At 73.4% G+C, this 17,380-nt stretch carries 14 protein-coding genes and 1 pseudogene; 7 read left to right on the top strand and 8 right to left on the bottom strand.

What is annotated here, in order from left to right:
* Window positions 1-287: 287 nt before the first annotated feature.
* From ABZ842_RS35295 to ABZ842_RS35285, 3 genes are all read right to left on the bottom strand, one after another.
* Window positions 288-1,160, bottom strand: coding sequence for an alpha/beta hydrolase (locus ABZ842_RS35295; RefSeq protein ID WP_361546630.1), 873 nt, complete (start codon window positions 1,158-1,160; stop codon window positions 288-290).
* Window positions 1,161-1,360: 200 nt separating this feature from the next.
* Window positions 1,361-2,554, bottom strand: coding sequence for a DUF2786 domain-containing protein (locus ABZ842_RS35290; RefSeq protein WP_361546627.1), 1,194 nt, complete (start codon window positions 2,552-2,554; stop codon window positions 1,361-1,363).
* A 19-nt stretch (window positions 2,555-2,573) separates the two neighbouring features.
* The gene (locus ABZ842_RS35285) at window positions 2,574-3,245 is read right to left on the bottom strand and encodes a lipoprotein (RefSeq protein WP_361546625.1); all 672 of its coding nucleotides are present in this window, start codon (window positions 3,243-3,245) and stop codon (window positions 2,574-2,576) included.
* A gap of 81 nt (window positions 3,246-3,326) precedes the next feature.
* Between ABZ842_RS35285 and ABZ842_RS35280 the strand changes: the two genes are divergently transcribed.
* On the top strand, window positions 3,327-3,884 hold the full coding sequence (locus tag ABZ842_RS35280) for a sugar O-acetyltransferase (RefSeq protein ID WP_361546622.1): 558 nt from the start codon (window positions 3,327-3,329) through the stop codon (window positions 3,882-3,884).
* A gap of 113 nt (window positions 3,885-3,997) precedes the next feature.
* On the top strand, window positions 3,998-5,719 hold the full coding sequence (locus ABZ842_RS35275; RefSeq protein ID WP_361546619.1) for a bifunctional 3'-5' exonuclease/DNA polymerase: 1,722 nt from the start codon (window positions 3,998-4,000) through the stop codon (window positions 5,717-5,719).
* A gap of 102 nt (window positions 5,720-5,821) precedes the next feature.
* Here the strand turns inward: ABZ842_RS35275 and ABZ842_RS35270 are convergent, their stop codons facing one another.
* Both ABZ842_RS35270 and ABZ842_RS35265 read right to left on the bottom strand, forming a co-directional pair.
* Entirely contained in the window at window positions 5,822-6,922 is a 1,101-nt protein-coding gene (locus ABZ842_RS35270; RefSeq protein ID WP_361546616.1) for a hypothetical protein, read from the bottom strand.
* A 159-nt stretch (window positions 6,923-7,081) separates the two neighbouring features.
* The gene (locus tag ABZ842_RS35265; RefSeq protein WP_361546613.1) at window positions 7,082-8,095 is read right to left on the bottom strand and encodes a nitroreductase; all 1,014 of its coding nucleotides are present in this window, start codon (window positions 8,093-8,095) and stop codon (window positions 7,082-7,084) included.
* Window positions 8,096-8,362: 267 nt separating this feature from the next.
* Between ABZ842_RS35265 and ABZ842_RS35260 the strand changes: the two genes are divergently transcribed.
* Complete coding sequence (locus ABZ842_RS35260) at window positions 8,363-10,642, top strand: SpoIIE family protein phosphatase (RefSeq protein WP_361546610.1); 2,280 nt, start codon at window positions 8,363-8,365, stop codon at window positions 10,640-10,642.
* Window positions 10,643-11,025: 383 nt separating this feature from the next.
* Window positions 11,026-12,933, top strand: coding sequence for an ABC transporter ATP-binding protein (locus ABZ842_RS35255; protein ID WP_361546678.1), 1,908 nt, complete (start codon window positions 11,026-11,028; stop codon window positions 12,931-12,933).
* Window positions 12,934-13,293: 360 nt separating this feature from the next.
* On the opposite strand, the gene ABZ842_RS35250 is transcribed toward ABZ842_RS35255, so the two are convergent.
* A complete protein-coding gene (locus ABZ842_RS35250) occupies window positions 13,294-13,878 on the bottom strand; it encodes a class I SAM-dependent methyltransferase (protein WP_361546607.1) in 585 nt (194 codons plus the stop codon).
* Between ABZ842_RS35250 and ABZ842_RS35245 the strand changes: the two genes are divergently transcribed.
* Window positions 13,877-14,746: a helix-turn-helix transcriptional regulator gene (locus ABZ842_RS35245; protein ID WP_361546604.1), complete on the top strand. Its 870-nt coding sequence runs from the start codon at window positions 13,877-13,879 to the stop codon at window positions 14,744-14,746. The genes ABZ842_RS35250 and ABZ842_RS35245 overlap by 2 nt on opposite strands.
* Here ABZ842_RS35245 and ABZ842_RS35240 read toward each other — a convergent pair.
* Complete coding sequence (locus tag ABZ842_RS35240) at window positions 14,715-15,710, bottom strand: helix-turn-helix domain-containing protein (RefSeq protein WP_361546601.1); 996 nt, start codon at window positions 15,708-15,710, stop codon at window positions 14,715-14,717. The genes ABZ842_RS35245 and ABZ842_RS35240 overlap by 32 nt on opposite strands.
* A 140-nt stretch (window positions 15,711-15,850) precedes the next feature.
* On the opposite strand from ABZ842_RS35240, the gene ABZ842_RS35235 reads away from it, so the two are divergent.
* Window positions 15,851-16,186 carry a cupin domain-containing protein gene (locus tag ABZ842_RS35235; protein WP_361546675.1) on the top strand — a complete coding sequence of 112 codons (336 nt, stop codon included), beginning with the start codon at window positions 15,851-15,853 and terminating at the stop codon, window positions 16,184-16,186.
* A gap of 88 nt (window positions 16,187-16,274) precedes the next feature.
* Window positions 16,275-16,751 carry a carboxymuconolactone decarboxylase family protein gene (locus ABZ842_RS35230; protein ID WP_361546598.1) on the top strand — a complete coding sequence of 159 codons (477 nt, stop codon included), beginning with the start codon at window positions 16,275-16,277 and terminating at the stop codon, window positions 16,749-16,751.
* Between the two features lie 67 nt (window positions 16,752-16,818).
* Here the strand turns inward: ABZ842_RS35230 and ABZ842_RS35225 are convergent.
* A pseudogene (locus tag ABZ842_RS35225) lies at window positions 16,819-17,250 on the bottom strand (TrmO family methyltransferase).
* Window positions 17,251-17,380 lie beyond the last annotated feature (130 nt).

Below are 17,380 nucleotides of genomic sequence, written 5' to 3'. Positions count from 1 at the left end.
CGCCGCCGCTGCCGTCGTCGACCGGGCTCCGGCCCGACCTCCGTGCTGGCCCTGATCGTGGTCCTGGTCCTGGTCCTGGTCCTGCTCTTCAGCCTGGTCTTGGGGGTGGGGCACCGTCGACCTCCTGGGAACCGTACGTCCTCGTCCGTCCCTGCAGTGGTCGTACCGTAACGCCGGGGAGTTCCCGGACGGACTCACGAACCGCGCTTCGGTGGTCCGCGGGAAACCCCCGCCGCCGATCGTTCCGGGAACGGCGGCGGGGACTGGGGACTGGGAACCCCGTGTGACTAGGCCAGGTCGGTCAGGAGGCCGGCGAAGAGCTGCGGCCGGCTGAAGTACCCCACGTGCGAGGCGGCCAGGGTGTGCACGTCGAACGGGTTGTCCGGGGTCACCTCGTCCGCCTTGCGGATCATGTGGTCCTGGACGGCCGGGGTGATGCTGCGGTCCTCGGACAGCCGGACGTACGTGTGCGGGACGCGGCCCCACCCGTCGGCCCGCACCACGACCCCCGGCTCCAGCACCGAGTAGTTCTCGTCCGGGTCCATCGAGTCCAGCAGCACGCGGAACTGGCCGTCGGTCGCGTCGGCCATGATCGCGGTCTTCAGCTGGGCGAACAGGGCCGGGTCGGCGTGGGCGCTGCGCCAGTTCAGCCGGGCCACGGCCGGGTCCGGCGCGTCCGGCGGGTTCGGCACGGTGATCCGCGCCGCCGCGGCGTCCAGCAGGTTGTCGTCCACCACGTCCCACGGCTCGGTGAGCATGGCCGGGTCGCTGAGGCACAGCGCGGAAAGGTACACGACGCGGTCGAGCAGGTCGGGCACGGCGTTGGCGACGGCGCTGATGGTCAGGCCGCCGAGGCTGTTGCCGACCAGGACGACCGGCCCGTGGTCGGCGAGCCGGCGCACGGCGTCCACGACGTGGGCCACGTTGTCCCGCAGCGTGACGCCACTCATCGGCGAGGGCGCGGCGGCCAGCGCCGCGGCGTCCTGGGGCTGTCGGTAGTAGGCGGCGGGGCTGTCGGCGCGGTCACCGTGGCCGGGCAGGTCGACGGCGTACGAAAGGTGTCCGAGCAGGGCCAGTTCGTTCTGCAGCGGGCCCCAGGCCCGGGCGTTGCTGGAACCGCCGTGCACGAAAACGAAAAGGGGGCGCGAGTGTGCGCGCATGGTGAAGGTCCTCGTCATCCAGAGGCGTACAGGGGACGTGTGGACCCCGATGCCGGCACGACGGGCCGGCAGCACGGGTCAGAACGTCGACCGCGTCCGCGTGGCGTACCAGTTGTGGATGTCGGAACTCATGTGGTGATCGTACCAGCGGGCCTGTCGGCGTGCCCCGGACCGCGGGGCGGCCGAGGGCCTGCCCCGGCCTACTTCAGCGGTCGTCGGTCGGGGCCGACCCGGGCGTCGTCGGCCGCCGCCCGCCCCTCGGTCCAGCCGGCCTCGTCGCTGACGCCGCGCACCCGGGTCGAGGTCGTGCGCGGGAACATCGCCTCCGTCGTGGCCGTCACCGCGACCTCGCGGGTGGCGAGCACGGGCAGCAGGTCGTCCGGGGCGGCGACGGCAGCCGCCGCGGCCGTCAGGCGCTCGCCGACGCGGGCGGCGTAGGCGGTGAGGAAGGACTGCCGGAACGTCTTCGTACGCTTGCGGCCCCCGGCGCGCTGCGCCGCTTCGGCCCTGGTCATCGCCGCGTTGCCCTGGACCAGGAGCGAGGTGTAGAGCACTTCGACGGCGTCGAGGTCGGAGGCGAAGCCGACGACGGTCGAGAAGCCGAAGTCGTCGCTCCACACGGCCCGGCAGCGGTTGGCCTCCGCGACGGCGTCGAGGAGGATCGCCTTCGCCGTCTCGTACGGCGGATCGACCCCGATGCGGCAGGCGACCGGCGCGGCCCCGCCCCCGGCCTGCTCGGCGAGGGCGGCGGGGTCGACGCTGTACCGGGCCGCCAGCTCCTGCGCCTTCGCGCTCAGCGCCTCGGCCTCCTCCGGGTAGTCGGTGGCCTCCGCCTTGGCGAGCAGTGCGCGTATCCGGGTCAGGGTGCGGCTCTCGCCCGCGGGCAGCGGTCCGCGCGGGGCGGCCGGGGCTTCGCCGGGGACCGGGCCGACGGGCTCGATCGACGGCAGGTGCAGCAGCAGGCGGTACAGCTCCAGTACGGCCGTGGCGTACGAGAAGCGGTCGGGCGCCCGCCACGGCGGCACCGCGTCCGGCGCCAGCTCGGCGAGTTGCGCCGCCCAGCGCGCGGGGAGCGCCGCGGACGGGTAGCGCTCGGCCTCGGACCTGATGAGGGCGGCGACGGTGCGCACGTGGTGGTCGTCGAGGTCGCGGCGGACGAGTCGTACGACGTCGGCGGGTTGCCAGCCGCGTTCCCAGGCGCCGCGCAGGAAGCCCTCGCCGCGGCGGGTCAGCTCGGCGTCCGCCGCGGCGGCGGGGGCCGCGGCCAGGAGGGAGGCGGCCGTGTCGAGCGCGGCGTCCACGCCCTTGCGCGGGGCGCGGGCGTACAGGGCGGTCGCGAAGGCCGCGTCGACGGGCGAGGGCGGTGGCGGTGGCGGTGGCGTCTGCTGATTCATGGAGGTCAGGGGGTGTGGGTCACTGGGTGGTGCGTACGGACTGCTTCGCGCGCTCGTACGCGGGGAGCACGGCGTCGTGCTCCGCGTCGTCCATGGCGTCCACGACGATGACGACGACGCCGCTGGGCGTGCCGACCGCGAGCGCGCGTTCCTTCTCGGTCTCCTCGGTGATGCTGCTGGTGCCGAGGTAGGTCACTTCGACGGCCGGCAGCGCGCCGGCCTTCACCTCACGGTAGACGACCTGCTCGCGCTTCTCGTCGGGGACGTCGGCGACGAAGGCTTCCAGGGCGGCGCGCGGGTCCTCGCCCGGCAGCGCGCCGGTCCACACGCGCAGGAAGCCGGTGGCGCCGCTGGGGCGGGCGTCGAGTTCGCAGGCCAGGGTGACGGTGCCCTGGGCGCCGATCGCCGCCGCGACGTCGCCCTCCAGCTTGACGGGCGCCGCCTTCCAGTCGGCGGGGGCGTCCAGGGTCAGGGGGAGGGCGCAGGGGCTGCCCTTGGCGCCGACGCTGCGGACGGGGCCGGTCGCGGGGGCGGGGCCGTTTGCGGCGTCGGCGCTCGCGCTCGGGGCGCTGGAGGGGGCGGCCTTGCCCGACGGCTCGGCTTCGGTGCCGCAGCCAGTGAGCAGGGCGAAGGCGAGAGGCAGTGTGGTGAGCCCGGCGATTCTTCGCGCGGTCCCGTTCGCGTACGTCATGGAAACCCCCTGGATCTGTCCGCTGATCGGAGGTGATCCTAAGCGGGTCGACGGGGACCGCTGCGAGCAGGAGGCTGCAAGGTGGGCGAGCACAAGGACCGGATGCTGGCGGGCGACTGGTACCTGCCCGGCGATCCGGATCTGGCCGATGACATCACGCGCCGCGCCGAGCTGTGCGCCCGGTACAACGCGATCCCCTGGGGCGCGCGGGGAGACCGGGCGGCGATCCTCAAGGAGCTGTTCGGCTCGGTGGGCGAGAACGTACGAATCCGGCCGCCGTTCGAGTGCGACTACGGCACGTACATCACCGTCGGCGACAACGTCTTCGTGAACGTGAACGCGGTCTTCCTGGACGCGGCGCCGATCACCATCGGTTCGGACGTCCAGATCGGGCCGAACGTGCAGTTGGTGACCCCGAACCACGAGATGGACCACGAGCGGCGGCGGGAGGGCTGGGAGCGGGGCGAGCCGATCATGATCGGGGACAACGTCTGGCTCGGCAGCGGGGTCGTCGTCTGCCCGGGCGTGACGATCGGGGAGAACACGGTCGTCGGGGCGGGGTCGGTGGTGGTGAAGGACCTGCCGGCGGGGGTGCTCGCGGTGGGGAACCCGGCGCGGGTGGTGCGCGAACTGCCCTGAGGGAGCCGGCCGCGGGGTCCGTTCCGGGCCAGGTCACCGTGCGATGTCAGACCTCGGGCTCGTTCCGGGCCAGGTCACCGGGCGTTGTCAGACCCGGGTGCGAGACTCGGCGCATGGCTGAACGGTGGGCCGTCGCGGCGGTGGAGGGGGGCGGGGCGCGGCTCGTCCCCCTCCGCCCCGACGGGCTGCCCGCGGGGCCCGTGGTCGAGGAGCCCGACCTCGTCGAAGCGGTCCGGTCGCGGCCGGATGTCGGCCGGTGGGTGTGGCGGTCCACGGCCGAGACGTATCCGCGGCTGCTCGCGGCCGGCGTCCGCGTCGAGCGGTGTTACGACGTCGAGGCGGCGGAGGCGCTGCTGCTCGGGCACGAGGGGCGGCTGGGCGAGCCCCGCTCGGCCGCGGCGGCGCTCGCCCGGCTGCGCCGCCAGCCGGTGCCGCCCGATCCGCCGCAGCGGGCCGCCGAGCCCGGTGCGCAGTCGTCGCTGTTCGAGCCGGAGCCGGTGGCCGTGCCGCTGGAGTCGCTGTTGGAGGTGTACGGGGAGCAGCAGCGAAGACACGGGGCCGCCGAGCACCCCGGGCGGATGCGGCTGCTGACGGCCGCCGAGTCCGCCGGGATGCTGGTGGCCGCGGAGCTGCACCGGGCGGGCCTGCCGTGGCGGGCGGACGTGCACCGGGGCGTGTTGGACGAGCTGCTGGGCGAGCGGTACGCGGGCGGCGGGGAGCCGCGGCGCCTGGCGGAGCTGGCGGACGAGGTGTCGGCGGCGTTCGGGCGCCGGGTGCGGCCGGACCTGCCGGCGGAGGTGGTGAAGGCGTTCGCGGCGGCGGGCATCCGGGTGCGGTCGACCCGGCGGTGGGAGCTGGAGGAGGTCGACCACCCCGCGGTGGCGCCGCTGATCGCGTACAAGAAGCTGTACCGGATCTGGGTGGCCCACGGCTGGAGCTGGCTGCAGGACTGGGTGCGCGACGGCCGGTTCCGCCCGGAGTACGTCCCCGGCGGCACGGTCTCCGGCCGCTGGACGACGAACGGCGGCGGCGCGCTCCAGATCCCCAAGGTGATCCGGCGCGCGGTCGTCGCCGACGAGGGCTGGCGGCTGGTGGTCGCGGACGTGGACCAGATGGAGCCGCGGGTGCTGGCGGCGATCTCCCGCGACCCGGGCCTGATGGACGTCGCCGGACACCCCGGCGACCTGTACACGACCCTGTCCGACCGGGCGTTCTCCGGCGACCGCGACCAGGCGAAGCTGGCGCTGCTCGGCGCGGTGTACGGCCAGACGTCCGGCGACGGACTGAAGAACCTGGCGGCCCTGCGCCGCCGCTTCCCCGCGGCGGTGGCGTACGTCGACGAAGCGGCCCGCGCGGGCGAGGAGGGCCGACTGGTGCGGACCTGGCTGGGGCGCACCAGCCCGCCGGCGGCCGGGTCGGGCGACGACGACGGCGAGGCGGGCCTCCCGCAGGAGGCGCCGGACGAAGCGGACGCCGCGGGTGGTTCGGGTGCTTCGCGCGGCGGTTCCGCCGCCGGCTTCACCCCCGGTTACGCCTCGACGAACGCCCGCGCCCGTGGCCGCTTCACCCGTAACTTCGTCGTCCAGGGCAGCGCGGCGGACTGGGCCCTGCTGCTCCTCGCGGCGCTGCGCCGCTCGACCGCGTCGATGCGCGCGGAGCTGGTCTTCTTCCAACACGACGAGGTCATCGTCCACTGCCCGGCGGACGAGACGGACGCGGTGGCCCGGGCGATCGCGGAGGCGGCGGAGCTGGCGGGCCAGGTCGCCTTCGGCGAGACGCCGGTGAGGTTCCCCCTGACGGTGGGGGTGGTGCGGTGCTACGCGGACGCGAAATGAGTTACGCGGAAGCGAAGTGAGCGACGCGGGCGCGCCGCCGCCGCTCCACTCCGCGAACGTCGCTCACGACCGCGCGCCGCCGACCCCGGCAGTGACCGTCGCTCACGACCGCGTCGCGGTCGCGCACTCCTCGTCCCGGGAGTTCCGCGTCCGCTCGGGGATGGACGTGCTGCGGTCGTACGGGTCCACTTCGGGGCCGCTCCCCTGCTCGATCGACCGCTCCGCCGCGAACTGCGGGGTCAGATAGCCGGTGGTGGGGCCGCAGCCGCCGTTGGTCATGTCGAGGGAGTACGAGACGAGGGAGAAGGTCCCCGGCTCGGTGATCACCTTCTTGGGGTCGTTCCAGTCCAGCACGACCTCGCGCCGCACGATGGTCCGGGTGACCTCGTCGCCGCCGCTCGCCGGGGTGACGGGATAGACGTAGGTGACGTCGGTCGTCACGCGCAGCGCCCCGTCCTTGCCGGCCGCGTAGCTGATGCGCCCCCGGGTCCTGACGTCGTCCCCGACGAGGCGGGCGCGCCCGTCGAAGCGGCTGAAGAGCAACAGCGGGTCGTTCTCGTCGTCCGGAGCGGCGAAAGAGGTCGACAGGAAGTCCTGGACGTCCTTTTGATGGGGGTTCACCAGCGCGATGGCCCGGGTGGGCCGTTCGCCGCGCAGCACGGCGGGGTCGAGGTTGGACGCGGCGAGGAAGTCCCGCGTCTGGTGCAGCGCCTGCTGCACCTGCGTCTGGTTCATCCACCCGGTGGCCTTGGCTGCGGGCATCGTGATCCCGGCCGTGCCGCTGCCCCAACGCGCGGCGGGCGACCCCCGGAACGGCTCCTCGCGCGTGGGCCGTGCGGCGGCTTCCCGGGGCGGCGCACCGGTCGGCCGCTCGGACTCCATGGCGAGCGGCTGCCCGCCCGTGCCGTCCGAGCCGAACCAGTCGGCCACCCGCCCGGAGAGCAGCGCGACCACGAACAGGCCGAGCGCGACGACCAGGGCCACCGCGAGCCAGCGCTTCTTCTTCGGCTTCGGCCGGGCCGGGGCGTGGGCGCGCCACGGGGCCGGCGGCTCGGGTTCTTCACGCAGCCGCCGCGCCACGATCCGGGACCGCGCGGACGGCTCCCGGGGCGCGTTCGCCGTCCCCTCCACGGACTCCTTGAGGAAGCGGTCCCACTCGTCGTCGGACGGTCCCGAACCGCCCGTCCCCCCGCTTGCGTTCACCCAGCACCTCGCACGTTCCGTCGCCCCCGACGCTCCTGCTGAACGTCTGTCACACAATCCCACACAGGCACCCACGGTGACGGGCCTCAAGGACCCGGCCGCCAGCGCTCAAAGGCGTCGGGCGGAGGCTCCGGCGGAGGCCGAGTCGCAGGCTCAGGCTCAGTCGAAGTCGAGGACGTCCCCCACCGCGCGGCGGTGGGTCGAAGGGCCCAACGGGCCGTAGCCGAGGCGGATCACCATGTGGACGTGGCCCATCGCCGTCGCCGGGTCCCGGATCGCCCATCGCAGGTCGCTCCACTCCAGCGCCTGCGAGGCGACCGACGTCGCCAGGCCGTCGAGCGTCGCCTCCAGCAGGACCCGTTCCATCGCCTGACCGGCCCGCAGCCAGTCCACGGGGCGGTCGAAGGCCGTGCCGAGCAAGGCCAGTTGGGGGGACTCCTCGAAGACCGCCCAGCCCCGGACGTACGTGTCGTCCGGGGCCTCGAAGTCCCGCATCGGCGCGCCGCCCGCCCGGCTGCGCGGGCCGAAGGCGTACCGCGGGATGCCTTCGTCGCCGACGCCCTCGTGGCCCGGGCCCTCCGTCCAGCGGGCCGTCTCCTCGCGGTGCGCCGGTTCGGCGAGTTCGCGGTTCATCGCCTCACCGCTGAGTTCGAGGATGGTCTTGCGGTGGAAGGCGTCGGGGAAGGCGAGCCGGGCGCCTTCGAGGAGCGCGGCCCGGCGCAGGACGTCGAGGAGGGAGTCCTCGATCCGCTCGTCGCGGAAGGGCGCGCGGCTGGTGTGGCGGCGGTGGAGCGCGGGGTGGAGTTCGGCGAGTTCGTCGTACGACTCGGGGGGACGGCGCACCAGCTCGACCTCGGCCAGTAGGTCCTGGTCCGCGCGGTCGGGCAGCAGCCGGGTGACCGGGTCCCAGCCCGCGTGCACCGCGGCCACCCGCAGGTTGAAGACGGCGGCGGCGCAGCCGATGTACATGGCCCGGCCGTCGGGGTCCGACTGCGGCATGGAGCGGCTGCGGTCGACCCGAATCCGGAAGGTGCGGGTCGCGGCGGCGTAGCGGAAGGTCCAGGGCTGGGCGTTGTGCATGGACGGCGCCAGGGTCGCGTCCTCGACCAGGGAGGTGACGAGGGCGGTGTCCAGCGGGCGCGCCTCGGGGAGCGCGGTGGGGGTGGGGGGCACGGCCGGCTGCTTCCTCTGGGGGACGGGGGCGGGTCTGCCTCAAGGGTTCCCGTTGGTCCGCCCACAAAGGAGGGTCAAAAGTCTGATTTCACCTTTAAACATAAGAAAAATATCTTTTACCACTCTTTGCTCAGCCGGGTAGGCGCCGGGGAGGCACCCGGGTAGGTCAGCGGGGACGGGCGGGGACTGCGGTCCCCGGGGAGACTGGTCGGTGAGGGTGAGGGGGCTGCGCAGCCCCCGGCCTTCGGCCCCGTGAGGAGGTGCTCGATGGCAGCCGGGGACGTCGGGGAGACCGCCGGGGTCGCCGTCGGCCTGAGCGAGGCCGTCATCCGGCTGCTGAGCAGCCAGGACCCGCAGAGCCTGCTGGCCGCCGCGCTGGAAGCGGGCCTCGTCGGCATCGGCGCGTACGGCGGCTCCGTCTTCGTCGGCGACGAGGACGGCTGGCTCCGGCTCGCCGGCCACCTCGGCACCAACGAGGAGGTCCTTCGGCGCTTCCCGGCGATCGCGCCGGACTCCTCGCTGCCGCTCGCCGTCGCCGTGCGCGAGCGGCGCCCCGTCTACGGCGTCTCGGACGACCTGGTGGAGCGCTATCCGGACCTGGCGGGGCTCCGCGAGGAAGTGCACTTCGTGGTCATGCCGCTCCTGGTCGACGACCGGTGCCTGGGCGGGCTGGTGATCCAGTACGACCGACCGGGCGAGCTGGCGCCCGCCGACCACCGGCTGCTGACCATGGTCACGGAGGTGTGCGCACACCGCCTGGAACACCTGCTGGTGCACGAAGGCGCCGCCGGGCCGGCCCCCGACCCACCCCCCGAGACCGCGACCGCCGTCGAGAGCAGCACCACCACCGACGCCGCGTTCCAGGAGTTCCAGCACCGCAGCCAGAGCCACCGCACCCGTCTGGAGCTGGCCATGTCCAGCGGCAACATCGGCTCCTTCGAGTGGGACATCCCCTCCGGCGTCGTCGTCGCCGACGAGCGCACCATCCGCCTCTTCGGCTTCGAGCCCGACCGCTTCGACTCCCTCGTCTCCACCTTCCTCGGCGCCGTCCACCCCGACGACCTGGAAAAGCTCCGGGCCACCATCGAGAAGAGCAAGCGCGAGGGCGAGCACCACGCCGTCCACCGGGTGGTGCGGCCGGTGGACGGCTCGGTCCACTGGCTGGAGTCCAAGGGCAGCATCGAGTACGCGCCCGACGGCACCCCGGCCCTGATGGTCGGCGTCGTCTGGGACTGCACCGCACAGCGCGAGAGGGTGTCGCGCCGCGAGGCCCGCCGGGAGTTCGTCCTCAAGGTCACCAACTCCTTCGCCTCCGCGCTCTCCACCGAGGACGTGCTCGACACCATGACGGAGACGGTCCTGCCGGAGCTCGGCGCGAACGCCCTCGCCATCCACATCGAGCACGAGGGCCGGCTGCTGCTCGCGGGCGCCGCCGGCTACCCGGAGACCACCATGAGCCGGCTCCGGGTGATCGGAACGGTGGCGAACAACCCCATGTCGGAGGCGCTGCGCGCCGGCCATCCGCTCTTCTTCGGCTCCCGCGAGGAGTATCTGGAGCGCTTCCCCGATCCACGGCTGCGGCCCACCGAGAGCCACGGCGCGTTCGTCTTCCTGCCGCTGACCTCCGCGGACGGCACGGTCGGCACCTGCCTGATCTCGTACGGCCGGCCGCGGCACTTCACCCACGACGACCAGATCATCACCGCCGCGATCGCCGGCATCCTCAGTCAGTCGCTGGGCCGCTCCCGGCTGTCGGACCTGTTCCGGCGGCGGATGACCGAGCTCCAGGAGCTGATGATGCCGCGGGCGCTGCCCCGGCTCCCCGGCTTCGAGATCGCCGCCCGCTACCTGCCGGCCGCCGAGGGCATGCAGGTCGGCGGCGACTGGTTCGACCTGCTGCCGCGCGAGGACGGCGGGGCTTCGCTGGTCATCGGTGACGTCGAGGGCCACAGCGCGCAGGCGGCCGGGGTGATGGGGCAGCTGCGCACGGCGCTGCGGGCGCACGCGTACGACGGCTACCGCGCCGAGCACCTGATGGCCCGCGGCAACCACACCCTGTGGGGCCTGGACACCGACCGCTTCGCGACCTGCTGCATCGTGGACGTGTCGCCGCGCGCCGGCCACCTCCAGATCGTACGGGCCGGCCACCCGAGCCCGCTCCAGGCCGAACCGGACGGCACCGTACGCGAGTTGCCGACCCCCGGGGCGCTCCCGCTCGGTTACGCGCCCACCGACCGGTACCCCGTCTTCCATGCCCAGCTCCGGCCGGGCGCCGCGCTGCTGCTGTACACGGACGGCCTGGTGGACACCCCGGACCGGCCCTACGACGAGGCCGTGGCGGCGGTGTCGGCCACGCTGTCGCAGTGGATGACCCGGCCGCAGCACGGCGGCACGGACCGGCAGGGCGATCTGGAGGCGCTGGCCGACGGCCTGGTGTCGAGCGGCCGAACGGCGAACGGCTCGACGCACCCCGGGTACGACGACGTGGCCGTGTTGCTGGTGCGACGCACGTCGTGGGAGTCGGGCCCGGTGCGGATGGTGGGCTGAGCACCGTACGGAGTGCCGTGCGCCCGCGGCCCGTTCCCTATCGCACACCCTCCCCCGTCCCCGGGCTAAAACGGCGCTTTCTCCCGTACGGCTTCCGGCGGGCGAGCAGTGTGGCCCGTGCCGGGCGTACGCACTAGCGAGACGGGGTGGCTCGTATGACTCACCGGAACACCGGAGCGACACGGACCACGAAGGCCGCAGCGGAAGGAGCGAAGGAAGTACCGGACCCCCGAGAAGCCCAACAGCACTCACAACAAGAGAAGGAAGAGGTGCCGGAGGAAGAGGTGTCGGAGTCGGAGCGGCTCCTCTTCGGCGGCCCCCTGCGCTACGAAGCGGGCTGGAGCACGCACGACGGCTCGTTCCTCGCCCTTGGCCTGCGCGCCATGGTCGCCCGACTGCCGGGGCTCGTCGCCACCACCATCCGACTGGCCCACCGCGCAGACCCGCGCGCCCTGCGCCAGGTCGCCGGCGCGGAGTTGGGCAGCGGCATCGCGCAGGCCGTCGGCCTCGTCGCGGTCAACGAAGTCCTCGTCCACCTGCTGGCCGGCGGCTCCACCGGGGACCGGCTGCACTCGGCGCTGCCCGGCCTGGTCGTCGTGGCGTTCGCCGCGCTCGTCGGCGCGTTGCTGAGGTCCGCGTCCACGGCCGGTACGGGCCGGCTGGAGCCCAAGGTGTTCCGGGTGGCGACCGAGGAGTACCTGGAGCGGGTCGCCCGGGTGGAGTTGGCGGCGGTGGAGGACGAACAGTTCCACAAGCTGCTGGACTCGGCGCAGTGGGGCGCGGAGTCGGCCCGCCGGATGATCAGGTTCTGTACGTCGGTGGTGAACGCCGGCATCTCGCTGGTCGCCGCGGCCGGGGTGCTCACGGTCCTGCACCCGGCGCTGCTGCCGCTGCTCGCCCTGATGACGCTGCCCAGCGCGTGGAGTTCGCTGACGATCGCCCGCCGCCGCTACGTCTCCTTCCACACCTGGGTGCAGCACGCCCGCGCCGGCCAGCTCATCGGCCGGCTCCTCATCGACGCGCAGGCGGCGCCGGAGGTCCGGGTCCACAACATCGGCCCGTTCCTGCTGCGGCACTTCCGGATGATGGCCGAGACGGGCGAGCGGGAACAGACCCGGCTGGCCCGCCTCGCCGCCCGTACCGGACTGATCGCCTCCGGCTGGACGGGGCTGGCGACGGCCGCCACGTACGCCACCCTCGGCGCGCTGCTGTGGACCGGGGCGATGGATCTGGCGGTGGCCGGCACCGCGGTCATCGCCATCCGCACCGGCTCGTCCAACCTGGACGCGCTGGTCGTCCAGTTGAACTACCTCTACGAGGAGAGCCTGTTCGTCTCCGACCTCGGCACGCTGTGCGCGGAGGCGGACCGCCGGCTCATCCCGGCGACGGGCCGGCCGCTCCCGACCGACGTGCGCGCCATCCGCTTCGAGGACGTCACCTTCACCTACCCCGGCGACCACGGGACGCCCGCGCTGGACGGGGTGAACGTCACCATCCCCACCGGCCGCATCATCGCCCTCGTCGGCAACAACGGCAGCGGCAAGTCCACGCTCGCGAAGCTGCTGTGCGGTCTGTACGCGCCCGACGCGGGCCGGGTGATGTGGGACGACGTGGACGCGACGGAGGCGGACCGGGCCGAGCTGTTCGACCGGGTCGCGGTGGTGGCGCAGGACTTCTTCCGCTGGCCCTTCACCGCCCGGGTGAACGTCGCCATCGGCCGCCCCGACGCGCCCTGCGACGACGGCCTGTTGGACGCGGCAGCGGCGTACGCGGGGGCGGACGAGACCGTGACGTCCCTCCCCCGCGGCTGGGACACCCTGCTGGCCCGCGGCTACCGCGGCGGCCACCAGATCTCCGGCGGCCAGTGGCAGCGCCTGGGCATCGCCCGGGCCCGCCACCGGGACGCCCGGATCATGGTCGTGGACGAGCCGACGAGCGCGCTGGACGCGGAGGCGGAGCAGCGGATCTTCGACCAGATCCGCGCGCTGGCGGCGGAGGGCCAGACGGTGGTGCTCATCACCCACCGGCTGCACAGCGTCCGGCACGCCGACGAGATCTACGTGCTGGAGGGCGGCCGGGTCGTCGAGAACGGCTCGTTCGCGGAGCTGATGGCACGGGGCCCGGCCGGCACGTTCCGCCGGATGTACCTGGTGCAGTCGCGCCAGTACGCGTACGAGGAGGGCGGGGCGGACGCGACGGATGGGGCGGACGCAGCAGATGTCGAGCAGACAAAAGGCGGCGTCCCGGCCCCACGGGACCGCATGCCCGAGGCGGTGGCGCAGTCCGAGTGACCGAACGAGCCGCCCAGCGAGGGACGCTGAGCTTCCTAGGTCGTGTCCGCAAAGTCCCGCGCGCGTTCCTGCGCCTCTTGACGTGGCCGCCGTTTCCCTGAGGGAGCATTGGTCTCCGCGGCCCGGTGGTGGGCTGTTCGCGCAGTTCCGCCCCCCTACGCCCGAAGGGCGTGGTGGTACCCCCAGCGCCACCTGATTCGCTACCCCCGTCGCCTACCTGCGGGACGAGGGTCAAGGGGCGCTGGGGCCCCCGTGCCCGCAGGGCACAGGGGGCGGAACTGCGGGCACAGCCACAGACGGGCCGCAAACGCCACACCGCAGCACGGGGCCTCGCGGGACTTGCGGACAAGGCCCAGGGCCTTAAAGCCCCTCGCGCTCGGGGTGGAGCTTGGGCTTGTGCGCGGAGAAGGTGAGGCCGTCGCTCACGCGCAGCGTGATGTCGACGTACCCCAGCGTCTGGAGCCGGACGAGGAACGCGGCCGGCTCCAGCGGGTTGTACACGTCGCCCTCGTGGAACTCGTGCAGCTCGTGACTGGGCAGGCTGTCCGCGCCGACGAGCACGCCGCCCGGCCGCAGCACCCGCAGGATCTCCGCCAGCAGCCGGTTCTGGAGGGCGACCGTCGGCACGTGGTGCAGCATCGTGAAGGACGCCGCCGAGTCGAAGGACCCGTCCGCGAACTCCAGCGCGGCGCCGCTGCCCTGGCGGATCTCCACGTTGGTGCCCGCGTAGCGCTCGGTCAGCAGCGCCGCGGCCTCGTCTTCGAGTTCGACGGCCACCAGCCGTTCGACCCTGGTGCGCAGCCACTCGGTGGCCGCGCCGGGCCCGGGCCCGACTTCGAGCAGCTCCCGCCCGAGGTCGGCGCGGGCGACGGCGACCGGTAACACGTCGCCCTGGAGGAAGGCGGCCCACTCGGGGGTCGCGCACAGTTCGTGGTTCTTGTTCATGACGACCACGCTAGGGACCGGCGCGGCCGTCTTGAAGGCCGTACGCTTCCACGTCATGTCGAGAAGCGGACACGGCGAACGCGGCGCCGGGCTCGTCGTCATCGGTACGTTCCCGATGCCCGCGGGCACGCGGTTCGGTCGACACACCCACCGGGCGCACCAGTTGGCGTGGGCCTCCCGCGGCACGCTCACCGTGCACGCGCAGGGCCGCGCCTGGGTGCTGCCGACGACCCGCGCGCTGTGGATCCCCGCCGAAGTGCCGCACGAGGTGGTCGCGGCGAGCCACAGCACGATGACGTCGCTCTATCTGGACGCGACGCCGCGCACGGAGGTGGAAGGGGCAGCCGGGCCGTGGGCCGTGCCCCAGCCGGTCGAGGTCACCCCGCTGGTCGCGGAGTTGATCCACTACGTGAACGTGGACGAGAACGAGGCCGGCGGACGGCGCATCCACGCCGAAAGCCGCGCGCACGGCGAAGCGCTCCTCCTCGCCCTGCTCGAACCGGTGCCGGTGACCACCCTCGACACCCCGCTGCCGACCGATCCGCGCGCCGCCGAGGTCGCCCGCGCGCTCCTCGACGACCCGGCATCGCCCCGTACGCTCGCCGTCTGGGGCCGGCACGTCGGCGCATCGGGCCGTACGCTCGCCCGGCTCTTCCTCGCCGAGACCGGCATGCCGTTCGGCCGCTGGCGCCGGCTGGCCCGGCTGAACGCGGCCCTGCCGGCGCTGGCCGCGGGCGAACCCCTGAACCGGGTGGCGCGGGCCGTCGGCTACGAGACGGTGAGCGCGTTCGTCGCAGCGTTCCGGCGCGAGACGGGCGTCACCCCGGGCGGCTACTTCAAGCCCCGTCGGCCGCCGCGCTCTGGCTGACCTCCCGCGCTCGTCGGGCGCCGTCGGCGCGGAACGCTCGGCGGTAGGCGCCGGGCGTGGTGCCGAGCGAGTTGAGGAACCGTCGGCGGAGGTTGGTGGCCGAGGACAGCCCGACGCGTCGGGCGACGGCGTCCAACGGCAGGTCGGAGCCCTCCAGCAACTCCCGGGCCGCGGCGATCCGCTGCCCCAGGAGCCACTGCCCCGGACTGGTGCCCAGCTGCTCGGCGAACCGTCGCGCGAGCGTGCGCTGCGATACTCCCGCGTGCGCGGCCATCGCATCGAGGTCAACGGCCTCGCCGAGCCGTTCGGCGGCCCACCCCAGCAGCGGAGCGAGCGAGCCGTCGATCTGCACGGGGTCCTGCGGCGCCGCGTACTGGAGCTGCCCACCCTCGCGGTGGGGCGGCATCACCATGTTCCGTGCGACGTACGCGGCGTACCGGGCTCCTTGGTCCTCCCGTACGAGGTGCAGGCACAGGTCGACGCCGGCGCTGGCGCCCGCGCTGGTGGCCACGTCGCCGTGGTCCATGTACAGCACGTCCGGGTCGAGGCGGACGGCCGGGAAGCGCGCGGCGAATTCCGCCGCGTGCTCCCAGTGGACGGTGGCCCGCCGCCCGTCCAACAGCCCGGCGTGCGCGAGCGCGAAGGCGCCGGAGCAGATGCTGACGATGCGGGCGCCGCGCGCGTGCGCCCGGCGCAGGGCCCGGACGACCGGCTCCGACGGCGGCTCGGAGGTGGGCAGCCAGCCCGGCACGACCACGGTGTCCACCCGGTCCAGCGCGTCGAGGCCGACCGTGACGAGCATGTCGTAACCGGCGCAGGTGGGGACCGGTCCGGGGTGCTCGGTGCACACCTCGAAGGCGTACCGGGTCGGGAGTCCGGACCGTACGATCCCGAAAACTTCTGCGGTGCAGGCGAGTTCGAAGGTCGACTGGGGCGGATGGACGAGGGCGGCTACACGGTGCACGGCAAGAAAGTACCTCAGGATGTCTTTTCTGACACTCGGCGGGAGGGGCGGCTGGCGGCAGGCTGATCTCCATGGCGACGACCGACCACACGGAACACTCACGCGCCGACGAGACGGCGCTCACCACACCGACCTCAAGGATGGCCGGAACCGGCCCGGACATGCCTGGATACGTGTGGTCCACCGTCGGGGACGCGCCCGTGCGCGAGCTCTTCCCCGGCATCCGGCAGCGCCCACTGTGGCGCGGCGACGGCGGCGCGTCGGCGCAGGTGCTGGAGATGGCCCCCGGCAGCCGCTGGGAGGGCATCGACGTCCACGACCCCGGCCCCGAGGAGGTCTTCGTCGTATCCGGCGTCTTCAACGACGGCCACCGCGACTACCCCGCGGGCTCCTTCATCCACGCCCCCGCCGGCTCCTCGCACGTCCCGCAGACGACGACGGGCTGCACGCTGTTCGTCTTCTACCCCGAGGGCTGAGCCGGAGGACGGAGAGCACGCAAGCACTGTCACAAAGGCCCGGGCCGTGTCGTCACAGAGGTGTAGCCATCCGACGAAGGAGCACTCCATGGACTCACGGCTGGACCTCTTCACCGCCCCGGGCAGCAACAAGACCCTCAAGCACTTCAGGTCGGCCGGCCAGGCGTTGAGGGAGGCGTCGACGCTTCCGCCCGCCCTGCAAGAGTTGGTGGCGCTGCGCGTCGGCCAGATCAACGGCTGCGGCGTCTGCGTCGACCTCCACTCCAAGGAGGCCACCGCCGCGGGCGAGACCCCGACGCGCCTGCACCTCGTCGCGACGTGGCGGGAGGCCAGCGTCTTCACCGACGCTGAGCGCGCCGCACTGGAACTGGCGGAGGCGGGCACCCGCGTCGCCGACGGCGCCGGCGGCGTGAGCGACCCGATCTGGTCCCGCGCGGCCGAACACTTCGACGAGGCACAGCTGACCAGCCTGGTGTTCGCAATCGCGTTCCTGAACGCGGCGAACCGACTGAACGTCATCACCCGCCAGCCGGCGGGCGACTACTTGGTCGGCCAGCTCGACTGAACGACGACGGCCGACGGGTCACCGTGCGAGCCTCCCGGTGACCCGGACCGCCCTCGACGGCTGCGCCTCAGCCCGCCGGTTCGGCCCGGTACTCGGCCAGCATCTCCCCCGGCCAGCCCGGCTGCCGTACGGTCCCGCGAGGCCCCATCTCCCGGAAGTACGGCGCGAGATCGTAGACCGGCGACCCGTCGACCGCGTCGAGGTCCGTGACGTGGAGATCGAGCCCGTCGACCCGGAGGAGCCGCGGAAACGACTACGCGAGCTGATTCGGCCGCCGGTGGTTGCGGTGCACGAACGTGCCGGTGCTCGGCCAACGTGGGTCGTTGCGGGGGCTGCGGGCGGGCAGGGCGACGTCGGAGGGGCCCTCGTCGTACGGCGGTTCCGCGAACGCCTCCGCGTACACCAGGCTGAACGCCTCCTCCGCCCGCGCCGCGGCGCGCCCGTCCAGGCGCTCGACCGTGACGGGGTCCTGCTGGGGCGTGCGTCGTGTGCGATGCATGAGGCCGGTCTGACAAAAGGAACACCGTCGGGTTGACCTCGAAGACGGGCTTCCGGTTCTGGTCATATCACATCCGGGCATTTCCCATCGCACCCCCTCCATCGACCGGAGCGACGGTGTGCGAAGCCCG

The sequence above is a fragment of the Streptomyces sp. NPDC047315 genome, from assembly GCF_040643215.1.
GTDB lineage: Bacteria > Actinomycetota > Actinomycetes > Streptomycetales > Streptomycetaceae > Streptomyces.
Note: the sequence above shows the minus strand (reverse complement) of the source record. Positions and strands in the feature narration are given on the sequence as shown.

Bases quoted from the DNA above. Each gene is read 5' to 3' on its own strand.
- ABZ842_RS35295 (WP_361546630.1), bottom strand. From the start codon at position 1,160: ATGCGCGCACACTCGCGCCCCCTTTTCGTTTTCGTGCACGGCGGTTCC.
- ABZ842_RS35290 (WP_361546627.1), bottom strand. From the start codon at position 2,554: ATGAATCAGCAGACGCCACCGCCACCGCCACCGCCCTCGCCCGTCGAC.
- ABZ842_RS35285 (WP_361546625.1), bottom strand. From the start codon at position 3,245: ATGACGTACGCGAACGGGACCGCGCGAAGAATCGCCGGGCTCACCACA.
- ABZ842_RS35275 (WP_361546619.1), top strand. From the start codon at position 3,998: ATGGCTGAACGGTGGGCCGTCGCGGCGGTGGAGGGGGGCGGGGCGCGG.
- ABZ842_RS35260 (WP_361546610.1), top strand. From the start codon at position 8,363: ATGGCAGCCGGGGACGTCGGGGAGACCGCCGGGGTCGCCGTCGGCCTG.
- ABZ842_RS35255 (WP_361546678.1), top strand. From the start codon at position 11,026: ATGGTCGCCCGACTGCCGGGGCTCGTCGCCACCACCATCCGACTGGCC.
- ABZ842_RS35245 (WP_361546604.1), top strand. From the start codon at position 13,877: ATGACGACCACGCTAGGGACCGGCGCGGCCGTCTTGAAGGCCGTACGC.
- ABZ842_RS35250 (WP_361546607.1), bottom strand. From the start codon at position 13,878: ATGAACAAGAACCACGAACTGTGCGCGACCCCCGAGTGGGCCGCCTTC.
- ABZ842_RS35235 (WP_361546675.1), top strand. From the start codon at position 15,851: ATGGCCGGAACCGGCCCGGACATGCCTGGATACGTGTGGTCCACCGTC.
- ABZ842_RS35230 (WP_361546598.1), top strand. From the start codon at position 16,275: ATGGACTCACGGCTGGACCTCTTCACCGCCCCGGGCAGCAACAAGACC.